The sequence below is a fragment of the Citrobacter sp. Cpo015 genome (genome assembly GCF_030333035.1).
Classification (GTDB): Bacteria; Pseudomonadota; Gammaproteobacteria; order Enterobacterales; family Enterobacteriaceae; genus Citrobacter; species Citrobacter portucalensis.
The window spans coordinates 205,088-221,157 of the sequence record NZ_JAOWGS010000037.1 but is presented as its reverse complement, the minus strand read 5'-3'; the positions used below and the strand labels follow the sequence as shown (position 1 = coordinate 221,157).

The window sequence follows — 16,070 nt, the reverse complement described above, 5'->3', positions numbered from 1 at the left end:
TTCACTTTCCTATAGTCAGCACAAACGGAGACTGCCATGCATACACGCTCAGCCAGCGAAACAGACCAACAATACCGGGCGCTACGCCCCCGGCTGCTGATGTGTATGGTAATTGGTTACGCCGCGTTTTATCTGACGCGCAAAAGCGTTAACTATGTCCTCCCGGCGCTGCAAACGGATCTGGGTCTGGATAAAGGCGATATCGGCCTGCTTGGGTCACTGTTTTATCTGACCTATGGTCTGTCGAAATTCACCGCCGGGCTGTGGCACGACAGCCACGGACAACGTGCGTTTATGGGTATTGGTCTGTTTGCTACCGGCGTTTTAAACGTGCTGTTCGCCTTTGGTGAATCGCTGACGCTGCTGCTGGTGGTCTGGACGCTGAACGGATTTTTTCAGGGCTGGGGCTGGCCGCCCTGTGCCCGACTACTAACCCATTGGTACTCGCGCAATGAACGTGGCTTCTGGTGGGGCTGCTGGAATATGTCGATCAACATCGGTGGCGCCATTATCCCACTAATTAGCGCTTTTGCCGCCCACTGGTGGGGCTGGCAGGCGGCCATGCTGGCACCGGGGATAATCAGTATGGCACTGGGAATCTGGCTCACCCTGCAATTGAAAGGCACGCCCCAGGAAGAAGGGTTACCCACGGTTGGGGAATGGCGGCATGACCCGCTGGAGCTACGTCAGGAGCAGCAAAGCCCGCCGATGGGGCTGTGGCAAATGTTGCGCACTACCATGCTGAAAAACCCGATGATCTGGCTGCTCGGCGTGTCGTATGTATTGGTCTATTTGATCCGCATTGCGCTGAACGACTGGGGCAACATCTGGCTGACGGAAAGCCACGGTGTGAATCTGCTCAGCGCTAATGCCACGGTGATGCTATTCGAAGTTGGCGGTTTGCTGGGGGCGCTGTTTGCCGGATGGGGATCGGATCTGCTGTTCAGCGGTCAGCGTGCGCCGATGATTTTGCTGTTCACGCTGGGGCTGATGGTTTCCGTCGCCGCACTGTGGCTGGCACCAGTGCACCACTACGCGTTACTGGCAGTGTGTTTCTTTACCGTGGGCTTTTTTGTGTTTGGCCCACAGATGCTAATTGGCCTCGCAGCCGTTGAATGCGGACACAAAGCGGCGGCAGGTTCAATTACCGGTTTTCTCGGGCTGTTCGCCTATCTGGGGGCCGCGCTGGCGGGTTGGCCGCTGTCGTTGGTCATAGAACATTACGGCTGGTCGGGAATGTTCAGTTTGCTCTCGGTTGCCGCTGTCTTTATGGGTTTATTGCTGATGCCGTTGCTCATTGCGGGCATTACCCCTTCTCTCAGTCAAAGGATAAAACAATGAAACTGACGCTTACCTCTACCCTGATCGCTTCCGCTCTGACGCTGGCAGCCTTCAGCAACGCAGCCCAGGCGCAGGGCCGTCTGGTGGTGTATTGCAGCGCCACCAACGAGATGTGCGAAACCGAAACCAAAGCCTTCGGTGAAAAATATGATGTGAAAACCTCATTCATTCGCAACGGCTCTGGCAGTACGCTGGCGAAAGTGGATGCAGAGAAGAAAAACCCGCAGGCGGATGTGTGGTACGGCGGTACGCTGGATCCGCAATCCCAGGCCGGTGAAATGGGTCTGCTGCAGCCGTATAAATCACCAAACCTCGAACAGATCATGGAGAAATTCCGCGATCCCGCGAAGGTCAAAGGTAATCTCTCTTCGGCGGTTTACGTCGGTATTCTGGGCTTTGGCGTTAATACCCAGCGCCTGAAAGAGAAAAACCTGCCGGTGCCAAAATGCTGGAAGGATCTGACCAAACCGGAATACAAGGGCGAAATCCAGATTGCTGACCCGCAAAGCTCCGGTACCGCCTACACCGCGCTGGCGACCTTTGCTCAACTGTGGGGTGAAGATCAGGCCTTTGATTACCTGAAACAGCTAAACGCCAACGTCTCTCAATACACCAAATCCGGCATTGCCCCGGCGCGTAACGCCGCCCGCGGCGAAACGGCTATCGGCATTGGCTTCCTGCACGACTATTCGCTGGAAAAAGAACAGGGCGCACCGCTGGAGCTGATTTCTCCATGCGAAGGCACCGGTTATGAAATCGGCGGCGTCAGCATCCTGAAAGGTGCGCGCAACATCGACAACGCCAAACTGTTCGTTGACTGGGTGCTGTCGAAAGACGCGCAAGAGCTGGCGTGGAAGAAAGGGAAATCCTATCAGATCCTGACCAACACCACCGCCGAGACCTCCCCTAACTCGCTGAAGCTCGACGACCTGAAGCTTATCAATTACGACATGGATAAGTACGGCTCGACTGACGTACGTAAGGCGTTGATCAATAAGTGGGTTAGCGAAGTTAAGATGGGTAAATAAGCCCACGTTGCGTTCATTTGCCGGGTACGGCGTAAACGCCTTACCCGGCCTACATTACCGGAAACGCTATGTCACACACACTTGCACTCCATCCCGTGAAAAAACGGGATGCGATATTTCTTTGGGTTTTGCTCGGCTGGCTGGCGTTTGCCCTGCTGCCTAGCTGGAGCCTGGACTACGGTCTGCTGGAGTCAACGCGGGAAGAAATACTCGCCGCCTACGGCTGGTCGCAGTTCAATATCAGTTGGCTGTGGTATCTGCTGCCAAGCCTGCTGCTGGTGCGCCCATTCCATGAAGCCAGGCGCGAACAGCGCAGCCGCCATTATCTTGACGCGGGTTGGGCATTTTTCTGTATGGCCTTTATTGTCGCCAGCGCCACCCTTGAGGGGCGCGGCTTAGGCTATGCCACCATCGTGCTGTTTGTGGCGCTTGGCGCAATCATGACCCTGGCGCTCACCCGCCTCGAATGGCTGGGCGGTGACCGTTTCGTCATCGGCTCGCTTACCGCGATTGTCGCGCTGATCGGTATTTTTATCGTCTGGCCGAGTATCGCCATTTTCATTCCGATGTTCACCAACGACGCCGGGGAATTTGCCCCGTTGGCGTTTATGAATGTGCTGTCGCAGGCACATATTATTCAGGTGATCCTCAACTCAATTATGCTGTCGATTGCCGTCGGCGTCGGCTGTACCTTCTTTGGTCTGGTACTGGCTATCTACACCACCCGTATCGCCAGACGTAGCGCCATAATCGGACGTATCTTCTCGATTTTGCCGATCGTCACTCCGCCGTTTGTCGTCGGTTTAGGCGTCACGCTGATGATGGGACGCTCCGGTTACATCACCGAGTTTATGGTCGAATGGTTTGGTTTAACCAACACCAACTGGCTGTATGGCTTTACCGGCATCTGGCTGGCGCAGGTTCTGGCCTTTACGCCGATGGCGTTTATGATCCTCGACGGAGCAATCAAAACCATTCATCCGTCGCTGGAAGAAGCGTCATACACCCTGCGTGCCAGCCGCTGGCAGACCTTTAACGGCGTGTTTGTCCCGCTGCTGAAACCCGCACTGGCTAACGCCTTTTTGATTGTGGTCGTGCAGTCGCTGGCTGACTTTAGTAACCCGCTGGTGCTCGGCGGTAACTTCGACGTGCTGGCAACGCAAATCTACTTCTACATCACCGGTTCGCAGCTTGACTACCAGGCCGCCAGTACGCTGGGTGCCTTCCTGCTGCTGTTTTCGCTGCTGGTGTTCTGCGTGCAGTATATGTGGATTGGTAAACGCTCATACGTCACCGTTTCCGGCAAATCCTACCGGGGCGACGTACAGCCGTTGCCGGTAACGCTGGTATGGAGTGTGGTCGCGCTGCTGGCAGTGTGGATTGCCTTTAACGCCCTGCTCTACGGCAGCATTTTCTACGGCAGTTTCACCGTCAACTGGGGCGTGGACTACACCCTGACGCTGGCGAACTTTACCAAACTGTTCGGTCAGGGGATGAGCGACGGCGCGTGGCCTTCACTGCTCGACACCCTGCTCTACGCCGGGATTGCCGCGCCGATCACCGCGATCTTCGGCCTGCTGATCGCATGGATCGTGGTGCGCCAGCAGTTTAAAGGCAAGAAGACCATCGAGTTCACCACCATGCTGTGCTTTGCCGTTCCGGGCACCGTCGCGGGCGTATCGTACATTCTGGCATTTAACAGCGCCCCGGTGTATCTCACCGGCACCGCCGCCATCGTGATTATCTCGATGGTGATGCGTAACGTCCCGGTCGGTATCCGCGCAGGCATCGCGGGCTTGGGCCAAATCGATAAATCACTGGATGAAGCCTCACTCAGCCTGCGCGCCGGTTCTCTGCGTACTATTACGCACATCCTGCTGCCGCTGCTGCGCCCGGCGATCCTCTCGGCGCTGATTTACAGCTTTGTGCGCGCCATTACCACCGTCAGCGCCATCGTGTTCCTCGTCACGCCGGATACCCGCGTAGCGACGGCCTACATCCTGAACCGCGTGGAAGATGGCGAATACGGTGTAGCGATTGCCTACGGTTCCATTCTGATCGTGGTGATGCTGGCGATTATTTTCATCTTTGACTGGCTGATCGGTGAATCACGTACCTCCCGTTCAAAAGCCAAAAACCAGGCGTAATGGAGCGCACTATGACTCAGAAAAATTTCGTTGAACTGCGCAACGTCACTAAACGATTTGGCAGTAATACGGTAATCGACAATATCAACCTCACCATCCCGCAGGGGCAAATGGTGACGCTGCTCGGACCATCCGGCTGCGGCAAAACCACTATTTTGCGCCTGGTTGCCGGGCTGGAAAAACCGAGCGAAGGGCAAATTTTCATTGATGGCGAAGACGTCACCCATCGCTCTATTCAGCAGCGCGATATCTGCATGGTGTTTCAGTCCTATGCCCTGTTCCCGCATATGTCGCTGGGAGAGAATGTCGGTTATGGCCTGAAAATGCTCGGTGTACCGCGCGCAGAGCTGAAAGCCCGCGTCAAAGAGGCGCTGGCGATGGTGGATCTGGAAGGATTCGAAGACCGCTTTGTCGACCAGATCTCCGGCGGTCAGCAGCAGCGCGTGGCGCTGGCCCGCGCGCTGATCCTCAAGCCGAAAGTGCTGCTGTTTGATGAGCCGTTGAGTAACCTCGACGCCAACCTGCGTCGCAGCATGCGCGACAAGATCCGCGAGCTGCAAAAGCAGTTTGATATCACCTCGCTGTACGTCACCCACGATCAGAGCGAAGCCTTTGCGGTTTCCGATACCGTGCTGGTGATGAACAAGGGACACATCATGCAGATCGGCTCACCGCAGGATCTTTACCGCCAGCCCGCCTCCCGCTTTATGGCGAGCTTTATGGGCGATGCCAACCTGTTCCCGGCAACCTTCAGCGACGGATACGTTGATATCTACGGCTATCATCTGCCGCGCCCGCTGCACTTTGCTACACAGGGTGAAGGGATGGTCGGTGTGCGCCCGGAAGCGATCACGCTCAGCGATCGCGGCGAGGAGAGCCAGCGCTGCGTGATCCGCCATGTCGCCTATATGGGGCCGCAGTATGAAGTGACGGTGGAATGGCACGGGCAGGAGATTTTATTGCAGGTCAACGCTACGCGTCTGCAACCGGACGTCGGCGAGCAGTATTATCTTGAAATCCATCCGTACGGCATGTTTGTTCTGGCGGATGCGGCATAACGTTTTGTGGCTTTGTAGGCCGGATAAGGCGCTTGTGCCGCCATCCGGCAATGCCTGATGCGCTGCGCTTATCAGGCCTACAATGAACGATGTAGGCCGGATAAGGCGCTTGCGCCGCCATCCGGCAATGCCTGATGCGCTGCGCTTATCAAGCCTACAATGAACGATGTAGGCCGGATAAGGCGCTTGCGCCGCCATCCGGCAATGCCTGATGCGCTGCGCTTATCAGGCCTACAATGAACGATGTAGACCCGATAAAACCCTCAGCTTCGCGCTTTTAGCGCGGCAATATCCGCAGGCGTGGTGCGACAGCACCCGCCAATTAACCGTGCGCCAGCGGCCTGCCACTGCGGCAGATAATCCGCCAGCTGCGCGCAATGTTCACCGTGATGATGCCAGGTTTTGCTCACGGCATCGTAATGCTCGCCCGAGTTCGGATACACCACCAGCGGCAGCACCGTTAAACCGTGTAAATGCTGCAACGCAGCGGTGGTGTTTTCCAGCGCAATACAGTTAATGCCTAGCGCCACCACCTGCGGATAACCCGCCAGCAACGCAACCACGTCACGCAGCGGCGTACCGTCGCTCAGGTGCTCGCTGTCGCGCAGGGTAAATGAGAACCACGCCCGCGCACGCGGATATGCGGTCAACAGCTCAGCCAACGCCTCAATCTCGGCGAAATTCGGCAGGGTTTCGCAGGCCAGCAGATCGGCCCCGGCATCCAGCAAGGCTTCCACGCGCGGGCGATGAAACGCCTGAAATGCCTCAACGCTACAATGATAATCGCCACGGTATTCAGAGCCATCCGCCAGATACGCGCCGTAAGGCCCGACGGATCCCGCCACCAGCAGCGTTCCCGCCTGCGGGTTCTCTGCCAGATACGCTTCACGGGCTTTACGCGCCAGCTCCACGCTTTTGCCAATCAGCGCTTTCGACTGCGCTTCATCCAGACCTCGCGCGGCGAAGCCCGCCGGCGTCGCCTGATAGCTGGCAGTGATCGCGCATTGCGCCCCCGCCCGATAGTAATCAAGATGCACTTCGCGGATAAGCTCCGGGTTTTCTACCAGCACTTTGGCTGACCACAGGCTGTCGGCTAAGTTACACCCTCGCGCTTCCAGCTCCGTCGCCATCGCGCCATCCAGCAGCAGGATATCCTGTTTATCGAGGAGAGCGCGTAACGGATTATTCTGCGACATGTTCTGGCTCCTGTTTTGCGTTTCGGGGTTGAGTAAGGAAATAAGCACCATAGCACAACGCAACAAACGGTAACCCGCACCACAACGCAATTCTCTGCGCTGGATCGAATGCCAGCCCTACACAGGCCACCAGGCACAGCACAAAACCTAATACTGGCACCAGCGGATACCACGGCGCGCGATAATGTAATTCACTCAATGCCTTACCTTGTTGCAGATGACGGCGACGAAAAACAAAATGCGAGGCGCAGATACTCAGCCACACCGCTACCACCGCAAACCCGGAGATTGCCGACAGCGCAACAAATACCGTGTCCGGGGCCACCACGCTGGAAAACAGCGCCAGCACACCACCGAGCATACTGACCGACAGCGCCGTCAGTGGCACGCCGTTTTTCGTTACTCGCGCAAAACAGGCCGGTAGCGTACGTTCATTCGACAGCGACCACAGCATGCGCCCGGAGGCATATAACCCGGAGTTCGCTGCAGAAAGAATAGCCGTCAGGATCACGAAGTTAAAAATATCAGCGGCGTACGGGATCCCTACTTTCTCAAACACCAGCACAAACGGGCTTTTCTCCACGCCCGCCTGCTGCATCGGGATCAGCGCTGCCAGCACAAACACGGTGCCGATAAAGAAAATAATCAGTCGCGCGATGGTAGTACGAATCGCTACCGGGATAACTTTGCGCGGGTTTTCCGTTTCACCGGCGGCAATGCCGATAAGCTCGGTACCCGAAAAAGCAAAGTTCACTGCAACCATAGTCATCAGAATCGGTAAGCCACCGTGCGGGAACCAGCCTTCCGCCGTGATATTACTCAGCCCCGGCGCGGGCGAGCCATCCTGCATCGGAATAAAGCCGAAAATCGCCGCCCCACCGAGGATGATAAAGGCGATGATAGTGACCACCTTGACCAGGGAGAACCAGAACTCCCCTTCGGCAAAAAAGCGCGTGGAGATAACATTCAGACCAAAAATAATCGCGCAGAACACCACGCACCAGACCCATACCGGCACCTGTGGAAACCAGTACTGCATACAGAATCCGGCGGCGGTAAAGCTCGAACCCAGCGCCACAGTCCAGGTCAGCCAGTAGAGCCAGGCCACGGTATACCCGGTAGCCGGACCAAGATAGCGCGCGGCATAAACGTGAAACGCCCCGGTCTCCGGCATCGCGACCGACAGCTCGCCCAGACACTGCATAACCAGCCAGACCACCAGCGCGCCAATCAGATAGGCCAGCAGCGTTCCCGCCGCTCCAGTGGTGGAGATGATGTACCCGGTATTGAAGAATAATCCTGTGCCAATCACGCCGCCCAAGGAAAGCATAATCAGGTGACGCGTTTTCATTGTGCGCTTCAGTGGCGCATTTTGTTGTGTTGTTTGCATATAACCTTCTAAACGTATGGACATCTAAACATCCAAAGAAGGTTTGTTATACCGCGTTTGTTAACAGAATGCAAAGTCAACCCTGCACCAGACGCAGATGACCGCGTCGGGCGCTTAATAGCGGGTGGGGATTAATAATCAGATACAAAAAGGGCCGCCAGCTCATAACGCCTCCGTTGCCATGTTTTATCTAAACTTTGGCAACACAGTTGACTGACGGCGTTCACCCGGAAGTAGGAACCAAATCTCCCCACTCACACAACCGGATGAATGCTTAAGCACCGCTGGCCGGGAGCGGCATCTGCGATTTGCGGCTCATCAGAATAAATACCGCCAGGCCTGCCAGCAAAATGCCCGGCGCAGAAGCCGCCATCACCCCTACCGTTCCGGTACCGAGCGCTAACATTTTCCCTGCCAGCAGCGGGCCGCTCATCGCCCCCAGACGCCCGACTGCGACGGCGGTGCCCACACCTGTGGCGCGGATCTGCGTGCTGTAAAACAGCGGCGCCAGCGCATACAACACGCTTTGCCCGCCGGTGGCGAACATCCCGGCCACAAATCCCGCCATTAGCATGCCGCTCAATGACGACACCGTACCCAGCGCCAGCAGCGAAGCCAACATCCCAGTGTAGATCAGCAGCGACATCACCACCGGGCGCAGTTTATCCATTAACGCCCCGAGAATTAACGTGCCGCTGGCCGCGCCAATTTGCAGAGCAAACATTACGCCTGCCGCCTGCGATGGTCGAAAGCCCTGCTCCACCAGCAGCATCGGCAGCCAGTTGATCAGCATATACACCACCAGCAGGGTGAAGAAATAGCACAACCACAGCAGCAGCGTGGCACTCGCCGTCGCTGGCGCAAACAGGGCACGCAGCGGTGCGGCGGCCACTTGCGTTTGTTGGGTATAAACCTGTGATTCCGGCAGCCAGCGCATCAACAGCGGCACCAGCAACAGCGGGATCACCCCGCCTACCCAGAACACCGTTTGCCAGGCGGAGGCCAGACCGCTAAACCCAAGCGCCGCCGCCAGCGCCGCGCCAATCGGCACGCCGCAGTACATCAGGCTCACCGCCGTACCGCGAAAACGCGGGCCCGCCGCCTCGGAGGTCAGCGCGATCAGATTCGGCAACGCCGCGCCCAGCCCGACACCGGTCATCAGACGGGCAAAAACCAGCGATGAGAAATCCCAGGAAATCGCCGTCGCCAGCGAGAACAGGCCGAACAGCGCCACAGAGGCAATGAGAATACGCTTGCGGCCGTAGCGGTCAGCCAGCATGCCACCCACCAGCGCACCGGGCAGCAGCCCGAGAATGCCCGCACTGAAGATCCAGCCCATCTGCATTTTATCCAGCGCAAACGCGTGGGCGATACCGACGGCAGCGATACCGGCGGCCTGTAAATCCAGCCCTTCCATCAGGGCAACTAAAAAGCAAAGCCCAACGGTCAACGTCAGGCGGTAAGATGCGGGGGTACGGGTCGTCATAAGATGTCCCTCTGAGGTCACGATGCAGGTGAATCGCGGCTGATACGTTGCCAGCCGCGTTATCATTTTTTATTTGCGGTTGCGCAGGTCCAGCGCTACGTCGACGATCATATCTTCCTGTCCGCCCACCATCCGACGTTTGCCCAGTTCCACCAGAATATCTACTGCGCTCAGGTCATAACGTGCTGCCGCCACTTCGCAATGACGCAGGAAGCTGGAGTACACCCCGGCATAGCCCAGCGCCAGCGTTTCACGATCCACCCGCACCGGGCGGTCTTGTAGTGGACGCACTAAATCGTCGGCGGCATCCATCAGTGCATAGAGATCGGTGCCGTGCTGCCAACCAAGCTTATCCGCAGCGGCGATAAATACCTCCAATGGCGCGTTGCCCGCGCCTGCGCCCATCCCGGCCAGGCTGGCGTCGATACGGTCACACCCCTCTTCTACCGCGGCAATGGAGTTCGCCACCCCAAGACTCAGGTTGTGATGCGCATGCATTCCGGTTTCTGTTTCCGGCTTCAGCACCGCTTTCAGTGCGCGGAAGCGGGCGCGAATATCGCTCATGTTCATTGCGCCGCCGGAATCGACCACATAAATACAGGTCGCTCCGTAGTTTTCCATCAGCTTCGCCTGCTGCGCCAGGTTCTCCGGTGTGGTCATATGGCTCATCATCAGAAAGCCGACGGTATCCATGCCAAGCTCACGCGCATACTGAATATGCTGGGCCGACACGTCTGCTTCAGTGCAGTGGGTCGCCACGCGCACTACCCGTGCGCCGGCCTGATATGCATTTTTTAGGTCATGAATAGTGCCGATACCCGGCAGCAACAGCGTGGCAATTTTGGCATGCTTCACCACGTCCGCCGCCGCTTCAATCCACTCCAGGTCGCTGTGCGCACCAAAGCCGTAGTTAAAGCTGGAACCTTGTAAACCGTCGCCGTGGGCCACTTCAATAGAATCAACCCGTGCGTCGTCCAGCGCTTTGGCTATCTGGCGCACATTCTCCAGCGAATATTGATGACGAATGGCGTGCATACCGTCGCGCAGGGTCACGTCAGAGATATAGAGTTTTTTACCGTTCATGCTGCTTCTCCTGCCTGACGAGCGAGGGACTGCGCCATCTTCTCAGCGGTCGCCAGCGCGCTGGAGGTCATAATGTCGAGGTTGCCCGCGTAGGCTGGTAAATAGTGCGCCGCGCCTTCCACTTCCAGATACACCGCGGTTTTCAGCCCAGAGAACTGGCCGATACCCGGCAGATTCACCGGTTTATCTTCCGGGATGACTTCAAACTGGACACGCTGTTTAAGGCGATAGCCCGGCACGTAGGCCTGCACCGCCGCCGCCATCTCATTAATCGACGCTTCAACTTCAACCTCAGAGGCCGCTTCGCTCAGCACATACACCGTGTCACGCATCATCAGCGGCGGCTCGGCCGGGTTAAGGACAATAATGGCTTTGCCTTTTGCCGCGCCGCCGACCACTTCAATCGCCTTCGAGGTAGTTTCGGTAAACTCGTCGATATTGGCGCGGGTACCCGGCCCCGCCGATTTACTGGCGATCGAGGCGATAATCTCGGCGTAATGGACTTTTGCCACGCGAGAAACTGCCGCCACCATTGGGATGGTTGCCTGTCCGCCGCAGGTCACCATATTGACGTTCTGCTGATCAACGTTGGCTGCCAGATTCACCACCGGCACGCAGTAAGGACCGATTGCCGCGGGCGTCAGGTCGATCAGGCGGATGCCTGGTTTAACGGCACGTAGCGCGGCGTCGTTCTTCACATGCGCGCCTGCGCTGGTGGCGTCAAACACAATGTCGATATCAGCGAATTCCGGCATGTCGATAAGCCCTGTCACCCCTTCATGGGTGGTGGCAACGCCCATGCGTCGGGCACGCGCCAGGCCATCAGATTCTGGATCGATACCGACCATCACCGCCATTTCCAGATGCACGCCGTGACGCAGAATTTTTATCATCAAATCGGTACCGATGTTGCCGGAGCCGATAATGGCGACTTTACGCTTACTCATGACTGACTTCCTTTTGTAACCGCCGCTGAAAAGGTGGCGGCGACTGAACCAATACCGTCGATATGGGCTTCAAAACAATCGCCCGCATTCACCGCCACCATCGGACCTAACGCTCCGGTGAGAATAATGTCTCCGGCACGCAGCGGCTCGCCGAGGCTGGCCATTTTGCGCGCCAGCCAGACGGCGGCGTTGATCGGATGTCCCAGGCATTCGCTGCCGCGCCCGCTGGAGACCTCTTCGTTGTTGCGCGTCATTTTCATCGCGCAGTTTTTCAGATCTAATCCTGCCGGACGCTGTGCCGGACCGCCGACCACATACACGCCACAGGAGGCGTTATCCGCCACGGTATCAACAAATTTGATCGACCAGTCGCGGATACGGCTGCCGACCACTTCCAGCGCGGGAAGTACCCACTCTATGGCGTTGTAAAGCTCGTCAAAAGTGGTGTCGGTATTGGACAGATCGCGGTTCAGCACCAGCGCAATTTCGGCTTCAATACGCGGTTGCAGCACACGGGAAAACGGGATGGTTTCGTTATCGCCATAACACATATCAGCAAACAGCGTACCGAAGTCCGGTTGATCGACACCCAGCTGTTGCTGCACTTTCGGGTGCGTCAGCCCCACTTTGCGCCCGACCACGCGACGCCCGCGCGCCACGTCGTACTGCACGTTGATGCGCTGAATGGCGTAGGCCGCTTCGGCGTTATCCACACCAATTAATTCACGCAGCGGGGCGATGGCTTCCCCTTTTTCTTCAGCCTGACGTAAATCGGCGGCTAGCTGCTCAAGATTACGATTCGTCATGTCCGTTCCTTAAGGGCGTGTGAGGAAATTCAGCACCAGTTGGTTAAAGGCATCCGCATGTTCCCACTGCGCCCAGTGCCCGCAGTCGCGGTAGATGTGCAGTTCAGAACCGGCAATCCCGGAAAGCAGGCGCAGACCGGCATCCATCGGCACAAAGCGGTCATTGCGTCCCCAGACAATCAGGGTCTGGGCTTTGATTTCACCCAGACGCGGGCTGAAATCCGGGAACTGTTTCGGGTTGGCCTCCAGACTCTGGACAAAGTTTTCCAGGTGATCGCGACGCGACAGCATGTTATTCAGGCGCGCCTCAAACAACGCCTCGGTCAGGTCGCTGGTGTCGAAGACAAAGATCTCCATCATCAGCTTCAGGTTCTCGATGGTCGGCTCACGATACAGCTGATTCAGGCGCTTGATACCTTCGGTCGGCATCGGGGTAAACAGGCTCATGCCGCCCGTTCCGCCGCCCATTAATACCAGTTTGCCCACGCGCTCCGGCCAGCTCAGGGTAAACGCCACAGCACTGTGACCGCCCATCGAGTTACCCAGCAGGTGGACTGTTTGAATATCCAACTGATCGACCACGCTTTTCAGGATGCGGGCGTTGAGATCGGATCGCGAACCGCGGTTAACGATCCCATCGCTTTTGCCCCAGCCAGGACAATCCAACAGGATCACCCGGTATCCGGCCTGTACCAACGGATCGATATTACGGCTGAAGTTTGCCCAGCCCGTCGCGCCAGGACCAGAGCCATGCAACAGCACGACGGTCTCATCGCCCTGCCCACAGTCATTGAAATGCACGCGTAGGGTTTCGCCTGCTTCCTGCACCTCCAGAAAACGACTGGTAGCGGCTTCGGTTTGCGGTTGGTAAGTCATGATGTTCTCCTGCATATTCAGTTCTGTTTTAGTTCTGTGTAGTGGCGCTCAGGGAGCCGAATCCGGCGATCCACTCCGGGATCGGGCGGTAATAACGGCCTTCGCTGCGCCAGTTGCCAAAAGCAGAAATGGCGGCAAAGGCGGCAACCCAGGTTTTAACTTCGTGCGTTGATTTGCCCGCCATCGCGGACAGCTCTTCGTTACTGACCGCGTCCAGCTCCTGCAAACGCCCCTGCTCAAGCAGGGTCATAAAACGGTTATCCCAGACAGGGTTAAGCGGGTGTAGCGTGTTTTGATCGACCACAAACTTCTCGGCGGCGCTGATCACCCGCTGCTGGCGCAGCTCGCGCTCGTTTTCAGGTAACAGTTTGCCGCTGCCGAGCAGGCGGTCACGCATATGAGCATCAGCCTTCGCCAGCTCCGGTACCGGCGGCTGATGCGACAGACCACCGGAGCCTAAAAACAGCACGCGCTTATTCAGCGAGCTGGCGAAACGGCCAATCGCTTCACCGAGCATGCGGGTACGCTGAAAGCCCGGCAGCGGCGTGGCGACGCCGTTAATAAACACTGGCAGCACCGGCACCTTATCCAGGCCGCCGAGCAAAAACTCCAGCGGCTGCGCGAAGCCATGATCGACCTGCATGTTGTAGGACACGGCGAGATCGATACCGCTTTTCATTACCGCGTGGGCGCAGGCTTCAGCCAGATCTGTCGGCACCGGCAGTTCCCCCGCCGCGCTACCAAAATCGCCGATCGCCGTAGCTCCAACGCCTAAACAGAACGGCGGCATCACGTCGTAGAAAAATCCGTTGTAGTGATCGGGGGCAAACAGCACGACCAGTTCAGGTTCGAACGCCGCAATACGTGCCCGAGCGCTGGCGATCACGCCGTTAACCTCGTCGAGCACAGCCTGTGCCGGGTCGACATAGCCCACCAGCGGCGAGTGGGAAAGACAGTGAAGATAAGCGTGCATATCAGGCAACCTTTTCAACAGGAATGTCGGCAGTAGCGCGAGTGAGCGTCATCACCGACGCCAGTTTATTCAGGGTGCTGCCCAGGGTTTGCGGAATGGCGATGGCGGCCACGAAGCGGTCCGGGCGCATTACTACCAGCGCGGCGTTGTGCTGGGCAAACCACGCGCGCAGGCGGTTTTGCGTATCGCCAATGCGGGTAACGCCGTCGTGGTTATCCTGATCGGTATGTATCTGCGTATCCGGCACGACCTGGATAAAACGCGTCCCCAGCGCCTGCCACTGTTGGATCTGCGCCTCGCTCATGCCCCATAGTGGGTTACAGCCCCAGCCAATCACCGCGAAATTCGGTCCGATGACGTTGTCGAGCAACGTCACTTCGCCCGATTCCAGCGTCACCTTCGGCTGGATAAACATCTTGCCGACCGGTGAAGTTTTCGCGTCGCCTTCACGCACCAGCGCCCCGGCGTGGTACTGCGGCATCGGCTTAAACCGCATTTCAAGGAAGTAGCGTTTGACCGGCGGAATATAGTTCAACAGCCAGGAAACCCCATCGCGTACCGCGCCGTGCCAGCGTTTGGGCGGCGCAAGTACGTTGCCAGCGGTCACGGAGAGGTCGATCATCGCTTTGGCGTGGTCGCGGCGTTCCTGCTGGTAGGTATCCAACAGCGCATCGTCGGCTTTACCGTTAATCACCAGCGCCAGTTTCCATGCCAGGTTGAAAGCATCGCGCATGCCGCTGTTGTATCCCTGACCCTGCCAGACCGGCATAATGTGCGCCGCATCGCCCGCCAGCAGCACGCGGTCAATACGAAAACGTTCGGCCAGACGAGCATTATGGGTATACACGCGCTGGCGGATCAGCTCGACGTTGTCCGGGTTCGGCAGCACTTTGCTCAGCAACTGGCGCATATTCTGCGGCTCGCTAAGCTGCGCTTCGGTTTCCCCCGGCATAACCATAAACTCAAAACGGCGCACCGCGTGCGGCAGCGCGGCGGAGACATACGGGCGCACCGGATCGCAGCACAAATACACATGCGGCGTGCTGAGCGGATCGTTGGCAATATCCACCACAATCCACTGATTCGGCGCGGTTTTACCTTCAAACGGCACGTTCAGAGAACGTCTGACGTTGCTGCCGCCGCCGTCGCAGGCCACCAGCCACTGGGCCTTCACCGTTTCACGTTGACCGTCTGGCGCTTTCAGATTTAGCGTCACTTCGCCGTTTTGCTGGCTGAAGGCCTCCAGTTCGCGGGAGAACAGGCAGCGCACGTTGGGAAAACGCGACAACCCTTCCAACATCACCGCGTCCACCTGCGGCTGAATAAAAGCATTGCGGCGCGACCAGCCAAATTCGTCAGTCATCGGTTGGATATCAGCAAAGCAGCGGCCTTTCGGGGTGAGAAAGCGCATTGCGTGCCACGGCGTGGTGTGCGGCAAAACGTTCTCGACCAGCCCTACAGACTGCATAGTGCGCAGCGCTTCATCGTCAATGCCGATGGCGCGAGGATAGTCGATCAGCGTGTCGAGCTTCTCCACTACCAACACCTCAATGCCCATCTGACCAAGATAGTTGGCCATCATCAGCCCTACCGGACCAGCACCGGCAATCGCCACCTGCGCGGTATGCTGCACAGCGGGTTGGATATCCGGGTTTTTTGTTGTCATTTCAGAACCTCACGACTCGGACAAAACACAATTGCGGACCCTGGTGAGGCGCAATTTGTTTTGTTAAAAATAT

At 57.5% G+C, this 16,070-nt stretch carries 13 protein-coding genes; 4 read left to right on the top strand and 9 right to left on the bottom strand.

Annotation, left to right across the window (positions count from 1 at the left end; translation table 11 throughout):
- The first annotated feature begins 36 nt into the window (after nucleotides 1-36).
- The 4 genes from uhpC (at nucleotide 37) to fbpC (ending at nucleotide 5,574) form a co-directional block, all read left to right on the top strand.
- Complete coding sequence (uhpC, locus tag OGY67_RS16810) at nucleotides 37-1,341, top strand: MFS transporter family glucose-6-phosphate receptor UhpC (protein WP_003830933.1); 1,305 nt, start codon at nucleotides 37-39, stop codon at nucleotides 1,339-1,341.
- Complete coding sequence (locus OGY67_RS16805) at nucleotides 1,338-2,369, top strand: ABC transporter substrate-binding protein (protein ID WP_057067130.1); 1,032 nt, start codon at nucleotides 1,338-1,340, stop codon at nucleotides 2,367-2,369. Before uhpC ends, OGY67_RS16805 begins: the two co-directional genes overlap by 4 nt.
- Nucleotides 2,370-2,437: 68 nt before the next feature.
- Entirely contained in the window at nucleotides 2,438-4,516 is a 2,079-nt protein-coding gene (locus tag OGY67_RS16800; protein WP_008783887.1) for an ABC transporter permease, read from the top strand.
- Nucleotides 4,517-4,527: 11 nt separating this feature from the next.
- Nucleotides 4,528-5,574, top strand: coding sequence for a ferric ABC transporter ATP-binding protein (fbpC, locus tag OGY67_RS16795; protein ID WP_286574246.1), 1,047 nt, complete (start codon nucleotides 4,528-4,530; stop codon nucleotides 5,572-5,574).
- A 263-nt stretch (nucleotides 5,575-5,837) separates the two neighbouring features.
- Here the strand turns inward: fbpC and mmuM are convergent, their stop codons facing one another.
- The 9 genes from mmuM to OGY67_RS16750 form a co-directional block, all read right to left on the bottom strand.
- The gene (mmuM, locus tag OGY67_RS16790; protein WP_167820258.1) at nucleotides 5,838-6,770 is read right to left on the bottom strand and encodes a homocysteine S-methyltransferase; all 933 of its coding nucleotides are present in this window, start codon (nucleotides 6,768-6,770) and stop codon (nucleotides 5,838-5,840) included.
- A complete protein-coding gene (mmuP, locus tag OGY67_RS16785; RefSeq protein ID WP_001373486.1) occupies nucleotides 6,757-8,160 on the bottom strand; it encodes an S-methylmethionine permease in 1,404 nt (467 codons plus the stop codon). The genes mmuM and mmuP overlap by 14 nt, the downstream gene beginning before the upstream one ends.
- 274 nt (nucleotides 8,161-8,434) lie before the next feature.
- Nucleotides 8,435-9,646, bottom strand: a complete 1,212-nt coding sequence (gene mhpT, locus OGY67_RS16780; protein WP_286574244.1) for a 3-(3-hydroxy-phenyl)propionate transporter MhpT — start codon at nucleotides 9,644-9,646, stop codon at nucleotides 8,435-8,437.
- Between the two features lie 69 nt (nucleotides 9,647-9,715).
- The gene (gene mhpE, locus OGY67_RS16775; protein WP_032942491.1) at nucleotides 9,716-10,729 is read right to left on the bottom strand and encodes a 4-hydroxy-2-oxovalerate aldolase; all 1,014 of its coding nucleotides are present in this window, start codon (nucleotides 10,727-10,729) and stop codon (nucleotides 9,716-9,718) included.
- Nucleotides 10,726-11,676 (bottom strand): acetaldehyde dehydrogenase, encoded by a 951-nt coding sequence (gene mhpF / locus OGY67_RS16770; protein ID WP_186413674.1) that lies wholly within the window; start codon nucleotides 11,674-11,676, stop codon nucleotides 10,726-10,728. Before mhpF ends, mhpE begins: the two co-directional genes overlap by 4 nt.
- A complete protein-coding gene (gene mhpD, locus OGY67_RS16765) occupies nucleotides 11,673-12,482 on the bottom strand; it encodes a 2-keto-4-pentenoate hydratase (RefSeq protein ID WP_286574241.1) in 810 nt (269 codons plus the stop codon). The genes mhpF and mhpD overlap by 4 nt, the downstream gene beginning before the upstream one ends.
- A 9-nt stretch (nucleotides 12,483-12,491) precedes the next feature.
- The gene (gene mhpC / locus OGY67_RS16760) at nucleotides 12,492-13,358 is read right to left on the bottom strand and encodes a 2-hydroxy-6-oxonona-2,4-dienedioate hydrolase (protein ID WP_048214822.1); all 867 of its coding nucleotides are present in this window, start codon (nucleotides 13,356-13,358) and stop codon (nucleotides 12,492-12,494) included.
- A 28-nt stretch (nucleotides 13,359-13,386) separates the two neighbouring features.
- A complete protein-coding gene (gene mhpB / locus OGY67_RS16755) occupies nucleotides 13,387-14,331 on the bottom strand; it encodes a 2,3-dihydroxyphenylpropionate/2,3-dihydroxicinnamic acid 1,2-dioxygenase (protein WP_286574240.1) in 945 nt (314 codons plus the stop codon).
- 1 nt (nucleotide 14,332) lies between these two features.
- Nucleotides 14,333-15,997 carry a bifunctional 3-(3-hydroxy-phenyl)propionate/3-hydroxycinnamic acid hydroxylase gene (locus OGY67_RS16750; protein WP_057067123.1) on the bottom strand — a complete coding sequence of 555 codons (1,665 nt, stop codon included), beginning with the start codon at nucleotides 15,995-15,997 and terminating at the stop codon, nucleotides 14,333-14,335.
- Between the last annotated feature and the right edge of the window lie 73 nt (nucleotides 15,998-16,070).

Coding starts and splice junctions, on each gene's coding strand:
- uhpC (WP_003830933.1), top strand. CDS start 37: ATGCATACACGCTCAGCCAGCGAAACAGACCAACAATACCGGGCGCTA.
- OGY67_RS16805 (WP_057067130.1), top strand. CDS start 1,338: ATGAAACTGACGCTTACCTCTACCCTGATCGCTTCCGCTCTGACGCTG.
- OGY67_RS16800 (WP_008783887.1), top strand. CDS start 2,438: ATGTCACACACACTTGCACTCCATCCCGTGAAAAAACGGGATGCGATA.
- fbpC (WP_286574246.1), top strand. CDS start 4,528: ATGACTCAGAAAAATTTCGTTGAACTGCGCAACGTCACTAAACGATTT.
- mmuM (WP_167820258.1), bottom strand. CDS start 6,770: ATGTCGCAGAATAATCCGTTACGCGCTCTCCTCGATAAACAGGATATC.
- mmuP (WP_001373486.1), bottom strand. CDS start 8,160: ATGCAAACAACACAACAAAATGCGCCACTGAAGCGCACAATGAAAACG.
- mhpT (WP_286574244.1), bottom strand. CDS start 9,646: ATGACGACCCGTACCCCCGCATCTTACCGCCTGACGTTGACCGTTGGG.
- mhpE (WP_032942491.1), bottom strand. CDS start 10,729: ATGAACGGTAAAAAACTCTATATCTCTGACGTGACCCTGCGCGACGGT.
- mhpF (WP_186413674.1), bottom strand. CDS start 11,676: ATGAGTAAGCGTAAAGTCGCCATTATCGGCTCCGGCAACATCGGTACC.
- mhpD (WP_286574241.1), bottom strand. CDS start 12,482: ATGACGAATCGTAATCTTGAGCAGCTAGCCGCCGATTTACGTCAGGCT.
- mhpC (WP_048214822.1), bottom strand. CDS start 13,358: ATGACTTACCAACCGCAAACCGAAGCCGCTACCAGTCGTTTTCTGGAG.
- mhpB (WP_286574240.1), bottom strand. CDS start 14,331: ATGCACGCTTATCTTCACTGTCTTTCCCACTCGCCGCTGGTGGGCTAT.
- OGY67_RS16750 (WP_057067123.1), bottom strand. CDS start 15,997: ATGACAACAAAAAACCCGGATATCCAACCCGCTGTGCAGCATACCGCG.